Annotated in this window: 23 protein-coding genes; 13 read left to right on the forward strand and 10 right to left on the reverse strand. The window is 71.5% G+C overall.

From position 1 onward, the window contains the following. Positions 1 to 3: 3 nt before the first annotated feature. The 5 genes from WMR31_RS15085 to WMR31_RS15105 form a co-directional block, all read right to left on the reverse strand. Positions 4 to 654: a LuxR C-terminal-related transcriptional regulator gene (locus WMR31_RS15085; RefSeq protein WP_340539678.1), complete on the reverse strand. Its 651-nt coding sequence runs from the start codon at positions 652 to 654 to the stop codon at positions 4 to 6. After that, positions 606 to 1,922: a sensor histidine kinase gene (locus tag WMR31_RS15090; protein ID WP_340539679.1), complete on the reverse strand. Its 1,317-nt coding sequence runs from the start codon at positions 1,920 to 1,922 to the stop codon at positions 606 to 608. The genes WMR31_RS15085 and WMR31_RS15090 overlap by 49 nt, the downstream gene beginning before the upstream one ends. Further along, on the reverse strand, positions 1,919 to 3,283 hold the full coding sequence (locus WMR31_RS15095; protein ID WP_340539680.1) for an FtsX-like permease family protein: 1,365 nt from the start codon (positions 3,281 to 3,283) through the stop codon (positions 1,919 to 1,921). The genes WMR31_RS15090 and WMR31_RS15095 overlap by 4 nt, the downstream gene beginning before the upstream one ends. Next, positions 3,280 to 4,050, reverse strand: a complete 771-nt coding sequence (locus tag WMR31_RS15100) for an ABC transporter ATP-binding protein (RefSeq protein WP_340539681.1) — start codon at positions 4,048 to 4,050, stop codon at positions 3,280 to 3,282. Before WMR31_RS15100 ends, WMR31_RS15095 begins: the two co-directional genes overlap by 4 nt. A 70-nt stretch (positions 4,051 to 4,120) precedes the next feature. Then, on the reverse strand, positions 4,121 to 5,194 hold the full coding sequence (locus WMR31_RS15105; protein ID WP_340539682.1) for an SGNH/GDSL hydrolase family protein: 1,074 nt from the start codon (positions 5,192 to 5,194) through the stop codon (positions 4,121 to 4,123). Positions 5,195 to 5,238: 44 nt separating this feature from the next. Between WMR31_RS15105 and WMR31_RS15110 the strand changes: the two genes are divergently transcribed. The 5 genes from WMR31_RS15110 to WMR31_RS15130 all read left to right on the forward strand — a co-directional run bounded on the left by WMR31_RS15110 (position 5,239) and on the right by WMR31_RS15130 (position 10,401). Further along, a complete protein-coding gene (locus WMR31_RS15110) occupies positions 5,239 to 6,645 on the forward strand; it encodes a cystathionine beta-synthase (RefSeq protein ID WP_340539683.1) in 1,407 nt (468 codons plus the stop codon). A 122-nt stretch (positions 6,646 to 6,767) separates the two neighbouring features. Next, positions 6,768 to 7,409, forward strand: coding sequence for an ABC transporter permease (locus tag WMR31_RS15115; protein WP_340539684.1), 642 nt, complete (start codon positions 6,768 to 6,770; stop codon positions 7,407 to 7,409). Next, on the forward strand, positions 7,406 to 8,584 hold the full coding sequence (locus tag WMR31_RS15120; protein ID WP_340539685.1) for an ABC transporter ATP-binding protein: 1,179 nt from the start codon (positions 7,406 to 7,408) through the stop codon (positions 8,582 to 8,584). Before WMR31_RS15115 ends, WMR31_RS15120 begins: the two co-directional genes overlap by 4 nt. Continuing rightward, positions 8,577 to 9,398, forward strand: a complete 822-nt coding sequence (locus WMR31_RS15125; protein ID WP_340539686.1) for an ABC transporter permease — start codon at positions 8,577 to 8,579, stop codon at positions 9,396 to 9,398. Before WMR31_RS15120 ends, WMR31_RS15125 begins: the two co-directional genes overlap by 8 nt. Before the next feature lies 1 nt (position 9,399). Continuing rightward, entirely contained in the window at positions 9,400 to 10,401 is a 1,002-nt protein-coding gene (locus WMR31_RS15130) for a glycine betaine ABC transporter substrate-binding protein (protein ID WP_340539687.1), read from the forward strand. A gap of 139 nt (positions 10,402 to 10,540) precedes the next feature. On the opposite strand, the gene WMR31_RS15135 is transcribed toward WMR31_RS15130, so the two are convergent. Together WMR31_RS15135 and WMR31_RS15140 are read right to left on the reverse strand one after the other, a co-directional pair. After that, positions 10,541 to 11,296: an SAM-dependent methyltransferase gene (locus tag WMR31_RS15135; RefSeq protein ID WP_340539688.1), complete on the reverse strand. Its 756-nt coding sequence runs from the start codon at positions 11,294 to 11,296 to the stop codon at positions 10,541 to 10,543. Between the two features lie 19 nt (positions 11,297 to 11,315). Beyond that, positions 11,316 to 11,681, reverse strand: a complete 366-nt coding sequence (locus tag WMR31_RS15140) for a YchJ family protein (protein WP_340539689.1) — start codon at positions 11,679 to 11,681, stop codon at positions 11,316 to 11,318. Positions 11,682 to 11,741: 60 nt separating this feature from the next. On the opposite strand from WMR31_RS15140, the gene WMR31_RS15145 reads away from it, so the two are divergent. Both WMR31_RS15145 and WMR31_RS15150 read left to right on the forward strand, forming a co-directional pair. Next, entirely contained in the window at positions 11,742 to 13,154 is a 1,413-nt protein-coding gene (locus tag WMR31_RS15145) for a magnesium chelatase ATPase subunit I (protein WP_340539690.1), read from the forward strand. A gap of 3 nt (positions 13,155 to 13,157) precedes the next feature. Continuing rightward, a complete protein-coding gene (locus tag WMR31_RS15150) occupies positions 13,158 to 15,200 on the forward strand; it encodes a vWA domain-containing protein (RefSeq protein ID WP_340539691.1) in 2,043 nt (680 codons plus the stop codon). A 70-nt stretch (positions 15,201 to 15,270) separates the two neighbouring features. Here WMR31_RS15150 and WMR31_RS15155 read toward each other — a convergent pair whose 3' ends face one another. Continuing rightward, complete coding sequence (locus tag WMR31_RS15155; RefSeq protein WP_340539692.1) at positions 15,271 to 15,651, reverse strand: hypothetical protein; 381 nt, start codon at positions 15,649 to 15,651, stop codon at positions 15,271 to 15,273. Between the two features lie 117 nt (positions 15,652 to 15,768). Between WMR31_RS15155 and WMR31_RS15160 the strand changes: the two genes are divergently transcribed. The 5 genes from WMR31_RS15160 to WMR31_RS15180 are packed head-to-tail and all read left to right on the forward strand — an operon-like array spanning position 15,769 to position 18,957. Continuing rightward, positions 15,769 to 16,548: a sulfite exporter TauE/SafE family protein gene (locus WMR31_RS15160; RefSeq protein ID WP_340539693.1), complete on the forward strand. Its 780-nt coding sequence runs from the start codon at positions 15,769 to 15,771 to the stop codon at positions 16,546 to 16,548. Further along, positions 16,545 to 17,192, forward strand: coding sequence for a YigZ family protein (locus WMR31_RS15165; RefSeq protein ID WP_340539694.1), 648 nt, complete (start codon positions 16,545 to 16,547; stop codon positions 17,190 to 17,192). Before WMR31_RS15160 ends, WMR31_RS15165 begins: the two co-directional genes overlap by 4 nt. Beyond that, on the forward strand, positions 17,189 to 17,899 hold the full coding sequence (locus WMR31_RS15170) for a VOC family protein (protein ID WP_340539695.1): 711 nt from the start codon (positions 17,189 to 17,191) through the stop codon (positions 17,897 to 17,899). The genes WMR31_RS15165 and WMR31_RS15170 overlap by 4 nt, the downstream gene beginning before the upstream one ends. 10 nt (positions 17,900 to 17,909) lie before the next feature. Then, entirely contained in the window at positions 17,910 to 18,467 is a 558-nt protein-coding gene (locus WMR31_RS15175; protein ID WP_340539696.1) for a DinB family protein, read from the forward strand. Further along, positions 18,460 to 18,957 (forward strand): GNAT family N-acetyltransferase, encoded by a 498-nt coding sequence (locus WMR31_RS15180; RefSeq protein WP_340539697.1) that lies wholly within the window; start codon positions 18,460 to 18,462, stop codon positions 18,955 to 18,957. The genes WMR31_RS15175 and WMR31_RS15180 overlap by 8 nt, the downstream gene beginning before the upstream one ends. Positions 18,958 to 18,975: 18 nt before the next feature. On the opposite strand, the gene WMR31_RS15185 is transcribed toward WMR31_RS15180, so the two are convergent. Continuing rightward, on the reverse strand, positions 18,976 to 20,319 hold the full coding sequence (locus WMR31_RS15185) for an ABC1 kinase family protein (protein ID WP_340539698.1): 1,344 nt from the start codon (positions 20,317 to 20,319) through the stop codon (positions 18,976 to 18,978). Positions 20,320 to 20,384: 65 nt separating this feature from the next. Between WMR31_RS15185 and WMR31_RS15190 the strand changes: the two genes are divergently transcribed. Next, a complete protein-coding gene (locus WMR31_RS15190; RefSeq protein WP_340539699.1) occupies positions 20,385 to 21,410 on the forward strand; it encodes a glycosyltransferase family protein in 1,026 nt (341 codons plus the stop codon). Here the strand turns inward: WMR31_RS15190 and WMR31_RS15195 are convergent. Then, positions 21,384 to 22,235: a sulfotransferase gene (locus WMR31_RS15195; RefSeq protein WP_340539700.1), complete on the reverse strand. Its 852-nt coding sequence runs from the start codon at positions 22,233 to 22,235 to the stop codon at positions 21,384 to 21,386. The two genes, WMR31_RS15190 and WMR31_RS15195, sit on opposite strands and share 27 nt — an antisense overlap. Positions 22,236 to 22,692: the final 457 nt, after the last annotated feature.

The raw sequence follows: 22,692 nt of genomic DNA on the forward strand, positions 1-22,692 counted from the left end.
CGCTCAGCCCCGCCCGTCCAGCCAGGTCAGGACGGCGAGCACGCGGCGGTTGTCGTCGCCGGCGGGCGGCAGGTCGAGCTTGGCGAAGATGCTCGTCGTGTGCTTGCCCACGGCCTTCTCGGACAGGAACAGCCGCGCGGCGATGGCGGCGTTGGAGCGGCCCTCGGCCATGAGCGTCAGGACCTCCCGCTCCCGTGCGGTGAGCCGGTCCAGCGGCTCGACCCGCTCCGACCCGCTCACCAGGCCGGCGACCACCTCGGGGTCGAGCACCGTGCCGCCGCCGGCCACGCGGCGCAAGGAGTCGACGAACCCGTCGACGTCGGCGACCCGGTCCTTGAGCAGGTAGCCGATCGCCCCCTCGCCGCCGGCCAGCAGCCGGCGGGCGTAGTGCGCCTCGACGAACTGGCTGAGCACCAGAACGGGGAGCCCTGGACGCCGGGTGCGGGCCTCGATCGCGGCGCTGAGCCCCTCGTGGGTGTGCGTCGGCGGGAGGCGGACGTCGACGACGGCCGCCTCGACCTCGGGAGCGGCGAGTGCGCGCGAGAGTGACGGACCGTTGTCGACCGAGGCGACGACCTCGAAGCCCGCCTCCGCGAGGATCCGGGTCAGTCCGACCCGGAGGAGGGCCTGGTCCTCAGCGAGGACGACGCGCACGGCACCTCCCACGTCACGACAGTGGGTCCCCCGACGGGACTGGACACCGTCATCGTCCCATCGAAGGCGGCCAGTCGGCGCTCGAGCCCGGCCAGTCCGGTGGAATCCGGACCAGACGCCACGGCCGCGCCGCCACGTCCGTCGTCCCCGACCAGTGCGTGCAGCCGCTCGCCGTCGTGGCGCACCGTGACCCACGCGCGGGTAGCCGAGGCGTGCTTGACGACGTTCGTGAGTGCCTCGGCCACCGCGAAGTACACCGCCGACTCCAGCGGCGCGGGGGGATCGCCGCCCGGCAGGTGTACCGACACGGTGACCGGCAGCGGGACGGCGCCGGCCAGCGCCTCGATGCCGCCCGCGAGTCCGAGGTCGGCCAGCATCGGTGGGTGGATCCCCCGCACCACGGCGCGCAGGTCGGCGAGCGCGGCCAGGGTGGTCTCGCGCACCTCGCGCAGCATCGCTGCCGCGGCGTCGGGATCGGTGGCGATGAGCTTCTCGGCCAGGCCGACGTTCATGCCGACCGCCGTCATCCGGGCCTGGGCGCCGTCGTGAAGATCGCGTTCGATCCGACGCACCTCGGCGGCGTTGTGGTCGAGGGACTCGCTGCGGCTGCTGGTCACCTCGGCCACGCGCCGTTCGAGGCGCTCGACCCGCGCGCGGGCGCCGTGTCCGAGGATCGTCGCGTCGGCGGTGACTCGCGCCCGGACCAGCGTCGGGGTGACCAGCCACCACACCAGCAGCAGCGGGCCGTCCAGAAGCACCAGGAGCCACCACACCGCGCCCCCGTCGAGGATCGCGGCGACCAGGTGGGTCAGCGGCGCGGTGAGCAGCGCGAGGGGGAGCATCGACAGCACGAAACCGCCGGTTGCGGAGTACCAGAGGAATCCGACGTCGCGCCACCGTGCCGGGTCGCGCACCCACCTGAAGGGACGGGCCCACAACCGGCGCGTGTCCGGGGCGTAGCCGGCCACGACCTCCTCCCGCAGGAGGGTTCCCGCGATCCGGCGATGCAGGCCGGCGAGCGCGGCCGTCGCGGGCACGACGGCCAGCGCGACCACGAGTCCGACGACCGTGAGCGCCAGCGGCACCGCCAGCACCGAGCCGATCGCCAGCACCAGTGCGACCGGGATGCCGAGCAGGCCGAGACCCACGCCGAGGAGGGTGAGCCGGAGCCGCTCGAACGCCGTCTCGCGGGTCAGCGGTGCGTTCGGCCGCGTCGGGCCGAGTGGCGCGAGCAGGTCGAGCCCTCCCATGGTGACCGAGTCTGTCACCGCGCACCTGCTCGCACCGAGCGCCCGGATGCGTGCGTGACCCGGTCGACGGCGACCCGCGACGACACGAGGGTGAGGACGAGCACCGCGACGGCCACCGCCGGGGGCAGCCACAGCTGCGCGTCGGGCAGGACGCCCTCCCCGCGTGCCCAGGCGAAGGGCACCACGGTCGCGGTCGAGGCGAGCGCGCCCAGGACGACGCCGACGACGCCGACCACGGTCGCCTCGACCCGCACCGTGGCCCGGATCTGCGCCGGTGTGGCGCCGGCGAGCCGGAGCCGGGCGAACTCCGGCTCGCGCTCGGAGATCCCGGCGACGATCGCGTTGACCACCATGATCGCGGCGAACAGCACGATCATGCCGACGACCACGTTGTTGAGGAGGGTGACCGTGCGGGCGCCGGCCGGGTCGTAGGACGCCGCGAGCGTTCGCCCGTCGATGCCCACCAGCATGAGCACGCCGATCGCCGCCGCAGCGAGCACGATGACGGGTCCCAGGACGCCGGCGAGCCGATGTGATCGCCGCCGTGCGTTCCACGAGCCCAGGTGTGCGGGGGCGCCACGTCCGAGCAGGGGCCGCGTCACCATGGCGCCCCAGCGCAGCAGGAGCGGCGCGAGCAGCGCCAGGCCGAGGCCGACCAGGATCGCCGAGGCACCCGAGGTCTGCATCGGTGCGTAGGGGTCGTCCGAGTGCGCGCTCACCGTGATGGTGACGACGGCGGTCCCGACGCCGTAGGCGAGCAGCAGGGCAGCGGCGATCCGACGCCACCGTCCGAGACGGACGGTCTCGCTGCGGGCCTCGGCGACCACGAACCGGGCCGGTCCCTGGGTCGCGCGCCGTCCGGCGGCAGTGGCCGCGATACCGCTGACCACGACGACACCGAACGCCGCGGCGAGCGGGGCGAAACCTCCCGCATAGGAGACCGACTCCGACACGAGACCACCGCGCACTAGTGCGAGCAGTGCTCTCCCTCCTATGGTCGCGAGACCCGCTCCCACGATGGCAGCCACCAGCGCCACGGCCAGAGCCTCGAAGCGCACCAGGCGCCGGGCCTGACGTGGGCTCGCCCCCACCGTGCGCAGCAGCCCGATCTCCACCGCCCGCTGCCGCACCGTGATCCCCACGGTCGAGGCCACGGAGAAGAGCACGATCAAGGTGCCCCAGCCGCCCACGACGGCGCCCATGATCATCAGGGTCTCGGCGTCCGTGGCGGAGACGCCGGTGCCACCGGCCGTCGCAGCCAGAGCCGCGAAGGAGCCGGTGAGTGCCGTGCCGAGCAGCACGGCGAGGAAGGTGGCGGCCGACGCCGTGGGTCGGTACCGCAACGAGCGCAGCGCCAGCCCCGCAGTCCGCGCGCTCATCGCACACCGACCAGGTCGTCGAGGTGGGCCAGCTGGCCGGCGACGGCATCGGCGGTGGGGGAGTGCATCCGGCCCGCGACGCGGCCATCGACGAGGAAGACCACCTCGTCGGCGTACGACGCGGCGACGGGGTCGTGGGTGACCATCACCACCGTCTGCCCGAGATCGTCGCAGCACGAGCGGAGCAGCTCGAGCACGCCATGCGCGGTCGTGGTGTCGAGCGATCCGGTCGGCTCGTCGGCCACCACGACGGCGGGCCGGGTGACCAGCGCCCGGGCGATCGCCACCCGTTGCTCCTGGCCCCCGGAGAGCGCGGTCGGCAGGTGGTCCCGACGTTCGCCGAGACCGACCCGGGCGAGCAGGTCCCGCACGTGTGTCCGGTCGACGCGGCGGCCGGCGAGCCGGAGCGGCAGCGCGACGTTCTGCTCGGCGCTGAGGTAGGGCAGCAGGTGGAAGGACTGGAAGACGAAGCCGACGTGCTCCCTACGGAACTCGGCGAGCCGCTGCTCGGACCAACCGGTCAGGTCGTCGCCGTCGAGGATCACCCGGCCCTCGTCGGGCACGTCTAGACCCGCGGCGCAGGACAGGAAGGTGGACTTGCCGGAGCCCGAGGGGCCCATCACGGCGGTGAAGGACCCGCGAGGGACGTCGAGGTGGAGGCCGTCGAGCGCGCGGACGGCGCCGGCGCCGGTGCCATAGGTGCGGACGAGGCCCGAGACGGTGAGTGCGTGTGGTCCTGAGGCGGCCGTGGGATGTGTGTGCGTCATGTCACCGACGCTAGGAAGACTCAGGCTCGGTCTCGATGGGCCGAGACCGCCACCTGGGGTGGGGTTTTCCCTACTTCTCGGCGTGACTGGCTGCCGGCTCCACGTCGGGCTCGGCGGCCGCAGCCGGATCCGTCTCGGGTCCCTGCTCGGCCTCGGGCGCCACACCGCGCGTGCGCGGTCGACGGCGCCGGTGGCGCAGCTCGACCCAGAGCCCGCGGACGCCGGCGCGGGCGCCGCCGACGTCGGTGCCGTCGAGCTCGGTGCCGGGTTCCCGCACGGCCTGGATCGCGGCCTCGGTGACCGGCAGGACCCGCTCGCCGCGATGCAGCTCGGGACGGGCCTCGTCGTCGGGGGCGAGGCCCAGCCCGGCGAGCGCGGAGGGAAGCAGGATCCGCACGAGCGCCTCGTAGCCGGCGGCCGAGGGGTGGAACTGGTCGGGACCGAACAGGACGGCGGGGGCCGCGGCGAACTCGGGCCCCAGGATCGAGCCGAGCGAGACCGTGCGGCCGCCCTCCTTGATGACCGCGATGGTCTGGGCGGCGGCCAGCCGCCGCGACCAGGCGCGGGCGACCTGCTTGAGCGGGGGCGCGATCGGCTTGACCGTCCCCAGGTCTGGGCAGGTGCCGACGACGACGGCCACTCCCGCCTCGTGCAGCCGCCGCACGCCCTCGGACAGATGGCGCACCGACTGCGAGGGCATCGTGACGTGCGTGACGTCGTTGGCGCCGATCAGGATCACCGCCAGGTGCGGCTCGATCGGCAGCGCCCGGTCGATCTGACCGCCGAGCTCGGCCGTGACGGCGCCCACCCGGCAGAACTCGCGCAGGTAGACGCGCCGGTCGCCCTGCTCGGCGATGCCACTGGCCAGGAGCGAGCCCGGCGTCTCCTCGACCCGGTCGACGCCATAGCCGGCGGCACTGGAGTCGCCGAAGAGCGCGACCTTCAACGTGGGACCCGGCCGGCCGCGTCCGTACCAGCCGGTGGCGTCGGGCACGGGGTCCGGCGAGGTCTCGCCGATCGTCCGGCGCGCCAGCTTCGCCTCGGCCGTGAGGACGCCGAACAGGCCGGCGCCGAGCACGGAGAGGCCGCCTCCGCCGTACGCCGCGGCGGAGGCCAGTTTGCGTGCCGCTCCAGCCTTTCCCACGCCCCGATCCTACCTACTCACCGGTAGCGATCTAGTTTGAGGGCGTGGAGTACGCGAACTCGGTCCTCGACCTCATCGGCAACACCCCGCTGGTCCGCCTCTCGCGGGTCCTCGACCTGCCCGAGGGTGACGACGCACCCCTCGTCCTGGCCAAGGTCGAGTACCTCAACCCGGGCGGCTCGATCAAGGACCGGATCGCCACCCGGATGATCGAGGCGGCGGAGGAATCCGGTGCGCTCCAGCCCGGCGGCACCATCGTCGAGCCGACCTCGGGCAACACCGGCGTCGGGCTGGCCATGGTCGCCCAGCAGAAGGGCTACAAGTGCATCTTCGTGTGCCCCGACAAGGTCAGTGAGGACAAGCGCAACGTGCTGCGCGCCTACGGCGCAGAGGTCGTGGTGTGCCCCACGGCGGTGCCGCCCGAGCATCCCGACTCCTACTACAACGTCTCCGACCGGCTCGCCTCCCAGCCGGGCGCGTGGAAGCCCGACCAGTACTCCAACCCCCACAACCCGCGGTCGCACTACGAGACCACCGGTCCGGAGATCTGGGAGCAGACCGACGGCAAGATCACCCACTTCGTCGCGGGCATGGGCACCGGCGGCACCATCAGCGGTACCGGTCGCTACCTGAAGGAGCGCGCGGCGCAGGCGGGCACCGACCTCCAGGTCATCGGCGCGGACCCCGCCGGCTCGGTCTACTCCGGCGGCACCGGCCGCCCCTACCTCGTCGAAGGCGTCGGCGAGGACTTCTGGCCCGACACCTACGACCGCGACATCGCCGACCGCGTCATCGAGGTCAGCGACGCCGACTCCTTCGCCTTCACCCGCAGGCTGGCCCGGGAGGAGGCGCTGCTGGTCGGTGGCTCGTGCGGCATGGCCGCCCACGCCGCCCGCACGCTCGCCCAGGAGCTCGCCGGCACCCCGGAGGGCAAGGACGCCGTCATCGTCGTCGTCCTCCCGGACTCCGGCCGCGGCTACCTCACCAAGATCTTCAACGACGAGTGGCTGGCGCAGTACGGCTTCTCCAGCGGCAACGAGGCGCCGACCCAGACGGTGGGGGAGGTGCTGCGCCGCAAGTCCGGTGAGCTGCCCGAGCTCGTGCACACCCACCCGAGCGAGACGGTCGCCGAGGCGGTCGCGATCCTCCAGGAGTACGCCGTCTCGCAGATGCCGGTCGTGCGGGCCGAGCCGCCGATCGTGGCGGCCGAGGTGGCCGGCTCGGTCTCCGAACGGGCCTTGCTGGACGCGCTGTTCGCCGGCAAGGCGAGTCTCACCGACCCGGTGGAGCAGCACATGTCACCGCCGCTCCCGACGATCGGCTCGGGTGAGGACGCCGCCGCCGCGGTCGCCCTGCTCGAGGCCGCCGACGCGGTGCTGGTGCACGAGGACGGCAAGCCCGTCGGCGTCCTCACCCGCCAGGACCTCCTGGCGCACCTGACCCGCTCCTGATCGTGATCCGGCTCACGACCGGAGGGCTTCAGGACCATCCGGAGGGGTGACCAACGACCCTCGTTGGTGTGTTTGGCTGGGGGCGCCCTTCCGTCAGGCAACCCCGAGGAGTCGAGTATCGCGTGTGGGACTTCATCTCGGAACGACGCGATCAGATCCTCTACAACACCTTCCAGCACGCCAACCTTGTCATCCAGTGCGTGCTGGTCGCCACGGTCATCGCCGTCCTTCTGGCCGTCGTGATCGTCGGATCGCCGAAGCTCCAGGCCGTCGCCAACACCTTGAGCGCGATCGGACTCACGATCCCCTCCTTCGCGCTGGTCGGCCTCCTGCTGCCGTTGACCTCGATCGGCACGATCACCGCCTTCATCGCGGTGACCTTCTACGCCGTGCTGCCCATCCTGCGTAACGCCGTCGTGGGCCTCAAGCAGGTCGACCCCACCTTGCTGGAGTCGGCGCGAGGCATGGGGATGGGCCGGCTCGGGGTGCTCTGGCGGGTGCAGATCCCGCTCGCCTGGCCGGTCATCCTGGCCGGCGTCCGGGTCTCGATGCAGATGTCGATGGGCGTGGCCGCGATCGCCGCCTACGTCCTCGGGCCCGGGCTCGGCGGCTACATCTTCAAGGGCCTGGCCCAGATCGGCGGCGCGAACGCCGTCAACTACGCCGTCGTCGGCACCGTGGGGATCGTGATCGTGGCTCTCCTGGCCGACGCGCTCCTGCTTCTGCTCGGCCGCTTGACCATCTCGAAGGGAATCCGCGTATGACCACCGACCTCACCAAGCCGGACGAGAGCGGCGCGACCGGCGCGACCGAGATCAGTGGCGCCGAGATCGTCCTCGAGGACGTCGTGAAGCGCTACCCCGGGCAGAAGGTGCCCGCCGTCCAGTCGCTCTCGCTCACCATCCCCGCCGGCGAGATCGTGATGTTCATCGGTCCCTCGGGCTGCGGCAAGACGACGTCGCTGAAGATGATCAACCGGCTCATCGAGCCGACGTCGGGCACGATCCGCATCGATGGCGAGGACATCGGCGGTCAGAGCGAGAACCACCTGCGCCGCAAGATCGGCTACGTCATCCAGGGCGGCAGCCTGTTCCCGCACATGACGGTGGGCAAGAACATCGCGATCGTGCCCAAGCTCCTCGGCTGGGACCAGGCGCGCATCGACAAGCGCATCGACGAGCTGCTCGACCTGGTGAGCCTGGACCCGTCCCGCTATCGCGACCGGTACCCGCGCGAGCTCTCCGGCGGCCAGCAGCAGCGCGTCGGCGTCGCGCGCGGCCTGGCGGCCGATCCGCCGGTGATCTTGATGGACGAGCCCTTCGGCGCGGTCGACCCGATCACCCGGCAGCGGCTCCAGGACGAGCTGCTCAGCATCCAGCGCGAGCTGCGCAAGACGATCGTGTGCGTCACCCACGACATCGACGAGGCGATCAAGCTCGGCGACCGGATCCTCATCCTCGAGGAGGGCGCCAAGATCGCCCAGTACGACACCCCCGAGGTCATCCTGGCCGCCCCGGCAAACGACTTCGTCGCCGACTTCGTCGGCTCGGGCTCCTCCCTCAAGCAGCTCACGCTCACCCGGATCACCGACGTCGAGCTCCGCAAGCCCACGACGGCCACGATCGGCGAGCAGGTCACGGTCGTGAAGGAACGGGCCGAGGCGAACGGTGATCGCTCGGTGATCGTGCTCGATGCCCGCGGTCGCCCGGTCGGCTGGCCGTGGCTGCGGCAGCTCAAGGGCGAGGTCGTCCACGAGCCGACCGAGGACCTGGTCAACCTCGACCACCGCGCCACCCTCAATGACGCCCTCGACACCATGCTCAGCTCGAGCCACGGAGGAGCCGTGGTCACCGGGGACCGCGACCAGTACCTCGGCGTCGTCGACTTCGCCTCGGTGACCGACTACATCCGGACGATGGAGGCCGAGGCCGGTGAGTAGCTCCACCGAGGAGCCGACACTCGCCACCGAGGCGCAAGTGGGCGAGGACACCTTCGACCCCGCCCCGGCGCGCCGCAAGCGCCGCCTGGACCGCGAGACGGTGCTGATGCTCATCGTCCCGCCGTGCCTGGTGCTCCTGGTCTTCGGCGGCTTCGTCGTCTGGCGCCAGACCGCCGATCTCGACAGCGTCGAGCTCAGCCAGCTGCGATGGAAGACGGTGTTCACCCTCATCTGGGAGCACACCGAGCTCACCTTGGTCTCCTCGGCGTTCGTGGTGCTGATCGCGGTGCCCTTGGGGATCCTGCTCACCCGCGGCCGGATGCGACGCTTCGCGCCGCTGGTCGTGGGATTCGCCAACGCCGGGCAGGGCGCGCCCGCGGTCGGCATGATCGTGCTGCTGGCGATCTGGCTCGGCTACGGCTTCTGGACCGCCGTGCTCAGCCTGACGATCTACGGCCTGCTGCCCGTGCTGCGCAACACCATCACCGGTATCGAGGGCGTCGACCCGACCCTGGTCGAGGCGGGTCGCGGACTGGGCATGTCCGGGTTCGCGGTGCTCACGCGCATCGAGCTCCCGCTTGCCCTGCCGGTGATCATGGCCGGCATCCGGACGGCGCTGGTGCTGGTGGTCGGTACCGCGACCCTCGCGACGTTCATCAACGGCGGTGGCCTCGGCGACATCCTGCAGACCGGCATCTCGCTGTTCCGGCCGTCGCTGATGATCGCGGGTGCCGTGCTGGTCGCGCTGCTCGCCCTGCTCGTGGAGTGGCTCGGCCGCCTGCTCGAACTGCTTACCCGACCGAAGGGGATCTGACATGACCGGCTCGAGGCGGCGCACCCGCCTGCTGACCGGCTGGACGACGGCGGTACTGCTGGTCCTGGCGCTGGCCGGCTGCGGTCTCGGCACGGCCGGCGGCAAGGTCCCCGCGGCCAAGCTCGCCGGGCCGCTCGAGGACGCACCGAGCCTGGACGGCGCGGAGATCTCGGTAGGCTCGAAGAACTTCTCCGAGAACGTGCTGCTGGGCAAGATGGCTCTCATCTTGTTGCAGGCAGCCGGCGCCGACGTCACCGACCTGACCAACATCCCCGGCAGCGCCGCGGCCCGCCAGGCGCACCTCGAGGGCGACATCGACGCGATGTGGGAGTACACCGGGACCGGATGGCTGGTCTATCTCGGGCACCCCAAGCCGATCAAGGGCAAGGAGGAGCAGTACGAGGCCGTGCGCGACGAGGACCTCGGCAACGGGCTCACCTGGCTGCCGCCCGCGCCGATGAACAACACCTACGCCTTCGCGATCACCCAGGCCTCGGCCAAGAAGTACGGCATCACCAAGCTGTCGGAGATCAAGAAGGTCCCGATCAACGAGCGGACCTTCTGCGTCGAGTCGGAGTTCTCCAACCGGTCCGACGGCCTCGAGGGCATGCTCAAGACCTACGACATCCCGCTCGACGGCAAGGACGGCGTCCCGTCCCGCAACCTGAAGACCTTCCAGACCGGCGCCATCTACGACGCCACCGCCTCGGGTGAGTGCGTCTTCGGCGAGGTCTTCACCACCGACGGTCGCATCGTCGCCCTCGACCTCCAGGTCCTCGAGGACGACCGTGCCTACTTCCCCAACTACAACGTCAGCCTCGTCGTCCGCACCGAGGTCCTCGAGAAGTACCCCGAGATCGAGGACGTCATGGCGCCGGTCACCGAGAAGCTCACCGACGACGTGCTGAAGAAGCTCAACGCCGAGATCGACGTCGACGGCCGCGAGCCGGAGGACGTCGCCTACGACTGGCTCCTCGACGAGGGCTTCATCAGCCCCGCCTGACGAAGCCCGCCGGAGGCAAGCGAGCACCCGCCCGGTGCCGGAGGTTGAGCAAGCGAGCGCCAGCGAGCGCTGACGAAACCCCGGCAACCCACCCTGCCAAGGATCCCGAGGTCGGTTGCGAGGGCTACCCCGCTGAGCCTCAGCGGCGCATCAGCGCGAAGACACCCCAGCCCAGGAGCGGGCGGGTGAAGGCGACGTGCTGGTAGGCGGCGTGGTCGAGCTCGTCGCGCATCTCCTGCCATAGCTCGTGGCCGGGGTTCTCATCGAGCCAGCGGCGCGTGCTGAGCCACTGAGCGGCCGCGTAGTGGTCCCAGTCGTCGGGGTCGGCGAGAACCATCTGGACGACGTCCCAACCGTGCTCGCCGAAGGAGCGCACCAGCTCGGGGAGAGTGGCGAAGTCGTCGATGGAGGTGGCGTGCGCGCCGCGGGCGGCCTCCTCGCTGGGCGGGGTCTCCCGCCAGAACGGCTCGCCGACCAGCACCAACCCGCCGGGCTTGAGCAGCATGTCGAGGAGGTCGACGGTGCCGAGGGGGCCATCGCCGATCCAGGTCGCGCCCAGGCAGGAGGCGACGTCGTACCGCTCGCCCTTGTAGGTGTCGACATAGGCCACCGCCTCGCCGTGCTCGAAGCTCACCGCGTCGCTGACGCCGAGCTCGATCGAGCGGGCGATCGCGGAGTCGGTGAACGACGAGCTCAGGTCGACCCCGACGCCCTGGATCCGGTGGTCGCGCGCCCAGGTGCACAGCATCTCGCCCGATCCGGAGGCTAGGTCGATGATCCGGGCGCCCGGCGCGAGACCGAGCACCTCGCCCAAGCGCGCCAGCTTCTCGGGGCCGAACGGGTCGTGGATGCGGTGGTCGCGCTCGCGGATGACGAACTGCTCGGGGATGTCCATGAGGACATCCCACCACTGCCTACCCGTCGACCGCCTCCAGATAGAACCAGCGTCCCGCCCGCTGCGCGAAGCGACTGCGCTCGTGCAGCCGCCCGGGCGTGCCCAGGCGCTCGAAGGACGCGGTGAACTCCACCTCCGCGTCGCTCGCGTCGTGCACCACGAGGCCGGTCCAGCGCACCTCCGGGTCGGGTGCTGCCGTCAGCGGCCGGGTGCGCGGATGCCAGGTGCGCCACACGTAGTCGCCGTCGCCGACCGCGTAGGCGGCATAGCGCGAGCGCATCAGCTCCTCGGGCGTCGCGGCCTGCTCGGCGCCGCGGTGCAGCCGGCCACAGCAGGCATCGTAGGTTGCACCGGTGCCGCACGGGCAGTCGCTCTGGAGCCGCATGGGGGCCAGTATGCGGCCCAACGCCGCAGGCCGGATTGCGCCCCCGAGTAGCGTGAAACGGTGACCTCAGCACCACAGACAGCACCTTCTGCAGCGCCCGCCCCCACCACCGTCGGCGAGCTGCGCGCGTCCGGCCACGTCGCCAAGCCGCTGCGTACCGAGATCCGCGACAACCTGCTCGCCAAGCTCGCCGCGGGCGAGGACCCCTGGCCCGGCCTGCACGGCTTCGAGGACACCGTGATCCCGCAGCTTGAGCGGGCCCTGATCGCCGGGCACGACGTCGTCCTGCTCGGCGAGCGCGGCCAGGGCAAGACCCGGCTGCTGCGCACCATGGTCGGCCTGCTCGACGAGTGGACCCCGGTGATCGCCGGGTCCGACCTTGGCGAGCACCCCTATGAGCCGATCACCCACGAGTCGCGCCGCCGCGCCGCCGAGCTCGGCGACGATCTGCCCATCGCCTGGCGCCACCGCGACGAGCGGTACGCCGAGAAGCTCGCGACCCCCGACACCTCGGTGGCCGACCTGATCGGCGACGTCGACCCGATGAAGGTGGCCGAGGGGCGCTCCTTGGGCGACCCGGAGACCATCCACTTCGGGCTGATCCCGCGCAGCCACCGCGGCATCGTGGCCATCAACGAGCTGCCCGACCTCGCCGAGCGGATCCAGGTCGCGATGCTCAACGTGATGGAGGAGCGCGACATCCAGATCCGCGGCTACGTGCTCCGGCTGCCGCTGGACGTCCTCGTCGTGGCCAGCGCCAACCCTGAGGACTACACCAACCGCGGGCGGATCATCACCCCGCTCAAGGACCGCTTCGGCGCCGAGATCCGCACCCACTACCCGACCGAGCTCGACGCCGAGGTCGCGGTGATCCGGCAGGAGGCTCACCTCGTGGCCGACGTGCCCGATTACCTGGTCGAGATCCTCGCCCGGTTCACCCGTCAGCTGCGGGACTCCTCGTCGGTCGACCAGCGCTCCGGCGTCTCGGCTCGCTTCGCGATCGCCGGCGCCGAGACCATCGCCGCGGCCGCCCTGCACCGCGCCACGGTGCAGGGGGAGGAGCACGCGGTGGCCCGCGTGGTCGACCTCGAGACCGCCGTCGACGTCCTCGGCGGCAAGATCGAGTTCGAGGCCGGCGAGGAGGGCCGCGAGGACGACGTCCTCACCCACCTGCTGCGCACCGCGACCGCCGAGACCGTGCGTGCCCACTTCCGGGGCCTCGACTTCGCGTTGCTGGTCGAGGCCATCGAGAACGGCGCCATGGTCACCACCGGCGAGCAGGTGACCGCCCGCGACTTCCTCGCCGGCCTCCCGGTGCTGGGCGAGTCCGAGCTGTACGACGACGTCTGCGAGCGCCTGGGGGCCACCGACGACGGCGCCCGCGCCGGTGCCATCGAGCTCGCGCTCGAGGGGCTCTACCTGGCGCGCAAGATCGGCAAGGACAGCGACGGCGCCGAGACCGTGTACGGCTGAGCGATGAAGGACCGCACCCGCTTCAAGCGCTACACCGGCGGCGACCCGCTCGCGCCGCCGGTCGACCTCGCCGAGGCACTCGATGCCATCGGCCAGGACGTGATGGCCGGCTACAGCCCCGAGCGGGCGATGCAGGAGTTCCTGCGCCGCGGCGGCCGCGACCAGCGAGGACTGGACGATCTGGCCCGCCGCGTGGCCGAGCGACGCCGGGAGCTGCTGTCCAAGCACAACCTGGACGGGACGATGCAGGAGGTCCGCGAGCTCCTCGACCGCGCCGTGCTGGAGGAGCGCAAGCAGCTGGCCCGCGACGCGATGATGGACGACGGCGACCGCGCCCTGCGCGAGATGCAGCTGGAGAACCTGCCGCCGAGCCCGGCCGCCGCCGTCAGCGAGCTCGCCGACTACGACTGGCAGAGCCGCCAGGCGCGAGAGGACTTCGAGAGGATCAAGGACCTCCTGGGCCGCGAGCTCCTGGACCAGCGCTTCGCCGGCATGAAGAACGCCCTGGAGAACGCCACCGACGCCGACCGCGAGGCGATCCAGCAGATGCTCGGCGACCTCAACGAGCTGCTGGAGAAGCGCAGCCGCGGCGAGGACACCCCCGAGGACTTCGCCGAGTTCATGGCCGAGCACGGCGAGTTCTTCCCCGAGAACCCCCAGAGCCTCGACGAGCTCCTCGACACGATGGCGCAGCGCGCCGCCGCCGCCCAGCGGATGCTCAACTCGATGACGCCCGAGCAGCGCCAGGAGCTGATGGAGCTCAGCGCGCAGGCGTTCGGCTCACCGCAGTTGATGGAGTCGCTCGCGCGCCTGGACGGCAACCTCCAGGCGCTGCGTCCCGGCGAGGACTGGGGTGGCTCCGAGCAGCTGGACGGCGGCGAGGGGCTCGGCCTCGGCGACGGCACCGGCGTCTTCCAGGACCTCGCCGACCTCGACCGGCTCTCCGAACAGCTCTCCCAGTCCTACGGCGGCGCCCGGATGGACGACGTCGACCTCGACGCCCTCGCCCGCCAGCTCGGCACCGAGGCCGCCGTCGACGCACGCACCCTGCAGGAGCTGGAGAAGGCGCTGCGCGACGGGGGCACCCTGCGCCGCGGCCCCGACGGCCAACTCCGCCTCACCCCCAAGGCGATGCGTCAGCTCGGCAAGGCGCTGCTGCGCGACGTCGCCCGCCGGATGAGCGGCCGTCAGGGGCAGCGCGATCTCGACAAGGCCGGCGCGGCGGGCGAGCGCTCCGGCGCCACCCGCGAGTGGCAGTTCGGCGACACCGAGCCGTGGGACCTCCCGCGCACGATCCTCAACGGCGTCCGGCGCCGGGCCGTTGACGGCACCCTGGACGGCGGCGGCCCACTGCTCTCGATCGACGACGTCGAGGTGCAGGAGACCGAGGCCCGCACCCAGGCGGCCGTCGCGCTGCTGGTCGACACCTCGTTCTCGATGGCGATGGACGGCCGCTGGGTGCCGATGAAGCGCACGGCGCTCGCCCTGCACACGCTGATCCGCAGCCGCTTCCGCGGCGACCACCTCCAGCTCATCGGCTTCGGGCGGCACGCGGAGGTGATGGACATCGAGCAGCTCACCGCGCTCGACGCCATGTGGGACAAGGGCACCAACCTGCATCACGCGCTGCTGCTGGCGAACCGGCACTTCCGCAAGCACCCCAACGCCCAGCCGGTGCTCCTGATCGTCACCGACGGCGAGCCGACCTCGCACCTGGAGGCCAGCGGCGAGGTGTACTTCTCCTACCCGCCGCACCCGCTGACGATCGCCTACGCCGTGCGCGAGCTCGACAACGCAGCGCGCCTCGGCGCGCAGACGACGTTCTTCCGGCTCGGCGAGGATCCGGGGCTGGCCCGGTTCATCGAGCAGATGGCGCAGCGGGTCGACGGCCGGATGGTCAGCCCCGAGCTCGACGACCTCGGCGCGGCCGTCGTCGGGTCCTACCTGGGGTCGCGGGACGCCGGTCGTGGCGGCGGGCTCGGAGCGGGCCCGCGCTCGCCCTACCGCGACTGGTTCGGCGGCCGCGGCTTCTGGGTCGGGGAGTAGCCGGACCCGGACATGCCACGAGGCCCGCATCCGTCGATGACGGACGCGGGCCTCGTGAAGAGCCTGGGGATCAGGCGCGCTTGATGCAGCCCACGAACTTGGAGTTGCTGCGGTACTGCTTGGTCGGCGGGGCGACGACCTTGAAGCACTGGCCGATGCGGCCGGTGAAGGTGAAGCGGAACCGACCCTGGGCGTTGGTCTTCTTGACCTTGAACTTGGTGTAGTTGCCCTTGCGGCCGTTGGCGCGCTGCAGGATGACGTTCTTCCGCTTGAGCGACTTGATCTTGCCCTTGGCGAAGAACACGTTGGCCTTGGAGGTGTTGCCGGCAACGACGCTGCTCATGTTGTGGCGCGGCTTGGCCTGGGCAGCGTTGGCCGGGCCGACCAGGCTGGCGAGCGTGGCGACCAGGGCCAGTGCGGCCACGGCGGCGATGGTGCGGAACATACGCATATGTGAATCCCTTAGAACGTGCGGGCTGGGGTCGGGGTCACTTTAGGCGTCACGGCGCCCGCTCAAACCCCCCGGGTCCCACCAAATGGATCCATCGACGCGATCTAGCCTGTTCGGGTGAGCGAGCCCACCCTGTCCGTGCTCGCGCTCCTCGCGCTGGCCGGACTGGTCGCCGGCTACGTCGATGCGGTCGTCGGAGGCGGTGGTCTGGTCCAGCTGCCCGCACTGCTCCTGGGGCTCCCGGGGGCGTCCCCGGTCGAGGTGCTGGCCACCAACAAGCTCGGCTCGATCTGCGGGACGTCGGTCAGCTCGATCACCTACTACCGCCGGATCAAGCCCGACCCGCGCACGTTCTTGCCGCTGATGGGTTTCGCGTTCGCGGGATCGCTCGGTGGCGCCTTCGTCGCCAGCCTGCTCCCACGCAGCGTCTTCGATCCCATCGTGCTGGTCGTTCTCGTGGTGGTCGGGGCCTACGTGCTCCTGAAGCCGGAGCTCGGCGAGGAGACGTCGTTGCGGTTCAGCGGGCACCGGCACACCGTGATGGCCATGCTCACCGGACTCGGCGTCGGGTTCTACGACGGCGCCCTCGGACCCGGCACGGGCAGCTTCTTCGTCTTCCTCCTCGTCGGCCTCCTCGGCTACGGCTTCCTCGAGGCGAGTGCGAAGGCACGCCTGGCGAACTGGGCCACCAACCTGGCCGCCCTGTGCGTGTTCGTGCCGCAGGGAGCGGTGCTGTGGCACGTCGGGCTCACCGTGGGAGCCGCGAACCTCGTCGGCGGCTATCTGGGCGCTCGGACGGCGGTGGCCAAGGGAGCCGGATTCGTGCGGGGCTTCTTCATCCTCGTGGTCACCGGCTTCGTGGTCCGCATCGGCGGGGGACTGATCGGGCTGTGGTGACGTCCTACCTGACCGTCGCCCGTGACGCGACGGCCGAGATCGAGGTCAAGCGCTCCCGCTTCCTGTGCACCCTCGAACGCGTCGAGACCGAGGCCGCCGCTCGCGCGGTGGTCGCCCGCCTGCGCCGCGAGCACCACGACGCCCGGCACCACTGCTCGGCGTTCGTGCTCGGTCCCGGCGGGGGCGGGCAGGTGGTGCGGTCCAGCGACGACGGCGAGCCCGCTGGCACCGCCGGCGCGCCGATGCTCGAGGTGCTGCGCGGCCATCGCCTGTGCGACACCGTCGCGGTGGTGACGCGGTGGTTCGGGGGCACCCTGCTCGGCGCCGGCGGCCTGGTGCGTGCCTACAGCGACGTCGTCCGGGCAGCGGCCGCACGGGCCGGCACGCTGGAGCGGGAGCTGGTCCGCGAGCTGGAGATCGAGGTCGGTCACGACCTCGCCGGCCGACTCGAGAGCGACCTGCGGGCGCTCGGTGTCGCCGTCCTCGACGTGGCCTACGCCGCCGGCGTCACCTTGCGGCTCGGCGTACGTCCGCCCGACGAGGACGCCGTTCGCGCCGTGCTCGCGACGGCGACCGCCGGGGCGGTCGAGCCGCTGGTGCTGGGGGAGCGCTGGGCCGACGTACCTGGCAGCCTGGGCACATGACCCCGTTCTGGCTCACCGCCTTCCTCGACTTCGCGCCCGACGACTACGAGCGTGGCGTGGTCTTCTGGGCGGAGGTCACCGGTTCGGATGTGTCGCCCAGCCGCGGCGGCGACCTGGAGTTCGCGACGCTGGTCCCGGCCGACGGCGACGACTACCTGCGGGTCCAGTGCCTGCGCGATGGTCCTTCGCGGATCCACCTCGATCTCCACGTGCTCGACCCTCGCGCGGCCGCCGACCGAGCCGCGGCCCTCGGGGCCACCGAGCTCGCAGACCACGGCTACGTCGTCATGGAGAGCCCCGCCGGCGTGCCGCTCTGCTTCGTCACGCACCCGGCGTCGCGGCGGCCCTCGCCGGCAGTCTTCGCCGACGGACGCTCACAGGTCGACGGTGTGGTGGTGGAGGTCGCGGCCGACGCCGTCGAGACGGAGCAGGCCTTCTGGCAGGACCTCGTCGGCGAGACCTCGAGCGCCGACGGGGCCCTGAGCCTGTCGGTGCGGCCGGCCGCGCTCGGACCGGCGGGATCGGCCCACCTCGTGATGGCCGCCGACGACCCCGAGGCCGAGGTCGTGCGCCAGCTCCTGCTCGGCGCGCGGCGGGCGCCTGGCATCCGGTCGGACGACGGCATCGTGCTGCTCGACCCGACGGGCGCCGCCTACGTCGTCGGCGAGTGGCGAAACTCGGAGGCGACGTCGGCGAGCATTCTCTAGGGTCTCCGGCGTGACCTCGCAGCCGAGCGATGCCGCGTCCGCGCGGACCGACCCGCCCTATACCGCCGACGAGGCGACGATGCTTCGCGCCTTTCTCGACTACCACCGCACCACCCTGCGCCGGAAGACCGCCGGGCTCACCCGGGAGCAGCTTGCAGTCACCCATCCGCCGTCGACCCTCACCCTCGCCGGCCTCGTCAAGCACCTCGCCTTCGTCGAGGACTGGTGGCTCGGCGAGGTCCTGGCCGGCGTGCCTGCGTCGCCGCCGTTCGACGACGAGTCGATCTGGGAGATCTCCCCGGACTGGGAGATGGACTCAGCAGTCGAGGACGATCCGGCCGAGCTGTTCGGTCTGTGGGAGCGCATCGTCGCGACCGGCGACGGACGGATCGACGCCGCCCTCGACTCACCGACAGGTCTCGACACGGTCGCGGTGCGCGGCAACGACAAGACCGGCGAGACGGCCACCTTGCGCTGGATCCTGCTGCACCTGATCGAGGAGTACGCCCGGCACAACGGCCACGCCGACCTGATCCGCGAGTCGATCGACGGAGCCACCGGTGAGTGACGGGGCCGAGATCCGGCCGATGACCGAGGCGGACTGGCGCCAGGTGTGGCCGTTCTTCCGCGACATCGTGGCCGCCGGTGAGACCTACGCCTACCCGACCGATCTCAGCAGCGAGCAGGCGCGGGAGCTGTGGACGATGAGTCCGCCCGGGCAGACCGTCGTCCTGGTCGAAGGCGACCGCGTGCTGGGCAGCGCGACGATGGGTCCCAACCGCCCCGGTCGCGGAGCGCACGTCGGCACCGGTTCGTTCATGGTCTCGCCCGAGGCGCGGGGCCGCGGCGTCGGCCGCCGGCTGGGGGAGTACGTCGTGAGCTGGCATCGCGAGCACGGCTTCGCCGCCATCCAGTTCAACGCCGTGGTCGAGACCAACGCCGCCGCGGTCCGGCTCTGGCAGAGCCTGGGGTTCCAGGTCATCGGGACCGTCCCCGAGGCGTTCGAGTCACGTGCGCACGGCCGCGTGGGCCTGCATGTGATGCACCTGGCCCTGTGAGGCTCGGGCAGCGAAGGCTCAGGCGGGCTCGGGCTCGGCGAAGCCGGGCAGGTACTCGCTGAGGATCGCACGGAACGGCGCCTCGGCGCCGAGCTGGCTGAGCACCCCGATGCCGCCGACCCAGGTGCGGTGGATGAGCAGGTAGGACGGCGGCAGGTTGAGCTTGATCGCGATCGAGTAGGCTGGCTCGCGTGGATTGTTGATCCGTTCGAACTGCGCGCGCATCCACTCCCTCGAGAACCGGAAGCGCTCGGTGAGGGTGGGCTCCACGAACGGTGACAGGTAGTCCATCAGCAGCTTCGCGTCCAAGCGGATCTTGTCGCGGATGAAGCCCTCGTCGCGCAGGCCGTCCAGCACGCGGTCGGCGTCTCCGGTGGCGCACAGCCGCATCAGATTGCCGATCGACTCCGGCAGCCGCCCCTCGGGCAGCCGAGCCACGGCGCCGTAGTCGAGCACTCCGAGGCGACCGGGGGTGCCGTCGTCGTTCGGGATGATCCTGAAGTTCCCGGGGTGCGGATCGGCGTGCAGCATGCCGGTGCGCGCGGGCCCGGCGAACAGGAAGCGGACGAAGAGCTCGCCGTAGTGGTCGCGCTCCTCGACGCTGCCCTCGGCGATCACCGCCGCCAGCGACGACGTGGAGTCGAGCCACTCGGTGATCAGCACCGTCTCGCCGACCTCGACCACCTGGGGCACCACGATCTCGGGGTCGTCGGCGAAGGCCTTCGCGAACGCCGCCTGGGCCTCGGCCTCGAGGGCATAGTCGAGCTCGTCCTCGGCGCGGGCCTGCATCTCGTCGATGAGCGGCTTGACGTCGATGCCGGGGAACAGCGGGCCGACGGTGCGACCGAGGCGGGCGAGCTGGCGCAGGTCCGAGCGCAGCGCGTCGCCGGCGCCGGGGTACTGCACCTTGACGGCGACCTCGCGGCCGTCGTGCCAGCGGCCCTTGTGGACCTGCCCGATCGAGGCTGAGGCCGTGGGGCCGCCGTCGAGCCACACCAGGCGCTCGGACCAGTCGGCTCCGAGCTCGGCGGCGAGGATGTCGCGCACGGTCTGGGTGGGCATCGGGGGAGCGGAGTCCTGGAGCCGGGTGAGGTGCTCGCGATAGGGGCCGGCGACCTCCTCGGGGAGTGCGGCCTCCAGCACCGACAGGGCCTGCCCGAACTTCATCGCTCCGCCCTTGAGCTCGCCCAGCGTGCGGAAGAGCTGGTCGGCGGTGCGCTGCTGCACCTCGCTGAGGACCGCATCGGCGGGCGCGCCGCCGATCCTGCGCCCGAGACCGAGCGTCTTCCTCCCGGCATAGCCCAGCGGCAGCGCAGCGAGCCGTGCGGTGCGCGCGGCGGCCTTACGGGGGAGGTCGGACATGGGCTCATTGTCGCCTACCGGGCAAGGTCGACACGAAGTGACGAGGCAGGACCTATGCTCGGCAGGTGCTCGTCGCCACGACCACGGCCAAGGACACGTTCGGCAATCTCGAGCGGTTCGTGGCGCGCAACCTCGCCGGTGGGCTCGACCACCTGATCCTCTACCTCGACGCCGAGCAGCCCGAGGTCATCGAGGGTTTCCGCGAGCACCCTCACGTCACCTGCGTCGCTGCGTGGGGCGAGGCGTGGTGGGGGCCTTCGGGGACGCCGCCGGGACTGAACACACGGCAGAACCTCAATGCGAACCTCTCCAACGCCGTCCTCACGCGCTTTCCGTGGGCGCACTGGCTCTTCCACATCGACGCCGACGAGGTGGTGCAGCTCAACCGTCGCCGTCTGGAGCGCCTCGACCCGGCTTGTCGGGTGGTGCGGCTCGGGGTGTGGGAGGCGGTGAGCCACGAGGATGCCGGCGAGGAGTGGTTCAAGCGGCGGTTGAAGCCGGAGGAGCGCTCGCTGCTGGTGTCGCGGGGCTTCACGCGCGCTGCGTCGAACTCCCAGTACTTCCGCGGGCACCTAGCCGGCAAGTCCGGTTGGAGGCCCTCCCTCGATCTGCGAGCAGCCATCCACGTGCCATTGGACGCATCGGGACTGCCGGTGCCGGGGAAACAGGCCAAGTGGCTGCGTGTGCTGCACCTGGAGTCGACCTCGGCTCGCGAGTTCGCGCGAAAGTGGCTCAATCTCGTCGAGGCCGGGTTGAGCACGATGGCGGTGCGTCACGCGCGGCACGACGTCGCGACGGCGGTGGCGGATCTGGTCGGCCGGACCTCGGATCCCAGTGAGCTCGAGGAAGGCTTCGCGCGGATCTACGACGAGCTGATCCGCGATCCGTTCGACACCCTGCGCGATCTCGACCTGCTCGTGCACCTCGACCTCGACGCGCCGACGTGGTCGCCGCGGACCGTCCCTGTCGCAGAACGGGACCGGCTGCGGTCGCTACTCGAGGCAGCGCGGGGTTCGGACAAGACGCCGCTCCTCGGGCCGGGGCGTGCGGCCTTCCTCGATCGGCTACAGGAGTCTGGCGCTCGGCCATAGGGAGTCGAGGTCGACGTCCGGACAGGCACGCGCGACGGCCTCGTAGGTACCGGCGAAGTGCCGCGCCACGCGTCGCGACGTGGACTCGGTGAGCGCACTCGCCGAGGGCGACTGGTTGGCCCGGACGTCGAAGGCCGCGGGGACGGCGTCGATGCCGCACAGGCGACTGATGGCGGCGACGGAGTCCCCGGTGAAGAGCGTCTCGTGGAAGCCGAGGTAGCGCGCGTCGTCCGGGAAGGCGCCGGTCACGGCAGCGAGGGTGTGCTCGTAACGGGTGCGGCACTCGTAGGTGGGGTGGTCGAACAGCTCGAGGACGTGCTCCTCGCTGGTGCGCGGGAACTTCTCGGGAGATCGTCCTTGCACCATCCGGATGTGCGACCAGATCCGGTCGACCGGGTCCCGCATCAAGAACACGGTGACCGCTCGGATCCCGCGTTCGGCGAACCTCGTCCGCACCCACTCCAGGCGCTCGCGACCGAGCAGGGCATAGGACGGAGTGATGTCCAGCGCCAGCCGTGCCCCGCCGGACAGGAGCCCGGCGAAGTAGTCCGGGTAGAGCGCGACGTCTGCGACCATCGCGGCCTGGTGCAGGGCCGCGGCGTCGGGCACCTCGCCCTCGCTCAGCCGGCGAGCCGCGCGCTGGGCCCGCTGCGCGATCCGCGCCCGCATCCACGCCTCCGACGGCAGGTCGACGACGTCGAGCACGTGGTGCTCCTTGCGATAGCCGGTGACCACCTGCTCGGAGGAGGCCAGGTGGTCATAGAGCCACGTCGTGCCCGCCTTCATCGCGCCCACGCCGAGCAGGAACGTCGGCTGGGCGGTCACGGCTGCACCCTAACGCCGAGGCTTCCGCCCGGGCCCCGGCCGGAGGTTGAGCAAGCGAGCGTCCGCGAGCGCCAGTTGACTGATTGAACCCCGGCAGCTGACTGCGCGACTGTGGCGGGTTCGTGCTGCGCTCGGTCGATCGGCTGACCCGGGGTGGTGGGGTGGCCGCGCGCGCCGCGCCGCTCGCGTTTCCGGGGTCGGTTGCGAGGTTTCGTCGGCGCGGTCCGCGCTCGTTCCTCGCCCTCCCAGCTTGCTCAACCTCCGAAGAGTCGCCCCGGCCGGAGGTTGAGCAAGCGAGCGCCAGCGAGCGCTGACGAAACCCCGGCACCCGATTGCGCGACTGTGGCGGGCTCTTGTTGCCTCGGTGTATCGACTGGCCTGGGTGGTGGGGTGGCCGCGCGCGTAGTCGACCGACACCCGCCGTCAAGGATCGCCTTCGGCGTCCGCTTCGCGGCGG

This window comes from Nocardioides epinepheli (genome assembly GCF_037936805.1).
In the GTDB taxonomy this organism is placed as follows: domain Bacteria; phylum Actinomycetota; class Actinomycetes; order Propionibacteriales; family Nocardioidaceae; genus Nocardioides.

Excerpts from the sequence above, each read along its gene's own strand:
- WMR31_RS15095 (WP_340539680.1), bottom strand. The coding sequence starts at position 3,283 with ATGAGCGCGCGGACTGCGGGGCTGGCGCTGCGCTCGTTGCGGTACCGA.
- WMR31_RS15100 (WP_340539681.1), bottom strand. The coding sequence starts at position 4,050 with ATGACGCACACACATCCCACGGCCGCCTCAGGACCACACGCACTCACC.
- WMR31_RS15120 (WP_340539685.1), top strand. The coding sequence starts at position 7,406 with ATGACCACCGACCTCACCAAGCCGGACGAGAGCGGCGCGACCGGCGCG.
- WMR31_RS15130 (WP_340539687.1), top strand. The coding sequence starts at position 9,400 with ATGACCGGCTCGAGGCGGCGCACCCGCCTGCTGACCGGCTGGACGACG.
- WMR31_RS15135 (WP_340539688.1), bottom strand. The coding sequence starts at position 11,296 with ATGGACATCCCCGAGCAGTTCGTCATCCGCGAGCGCGACCACCGCATC.
- WMR31_RS15140 (WP_340539689.1), bottom strand. The coding sequence starts at position 11,681 with ATGCGGCTCCAGAGCGACTGCCCGTGCGGCACCGGTGCAACCTACGAT.
- WMR31_RS15150 (WP_340539691.1), top strand. The coding sequence starts at position 13,158 with ATGAAGGACCGCACCCGCTTCAAGCGCTACACCGGCGGCGACCCGCTC.
- WMR31_RS15155 (WP_340539692.1), bottom strand. The coding sequence starts at position 15,651 with ATGCGTATGTTCCGCACCATCGCCGCCGTGGCCGCACTGGCCCTGGTC.
- WMR31_RS15170 (WP_340539695.1), top strand. The coding sequence starts at position 17,189 with ATGACCCCGTTCTGGCTCACCGCCTTCCTCGACTTCGCGCCCGACGAC.
- WMR31_RS15185 (WP_340539698.1), bottom strand. The coding sequence starts at position 20,319 with ATGTCCGACCTCCCCCGTAAGGCCGCCGCGCGCACCGCACGGCTCGCT.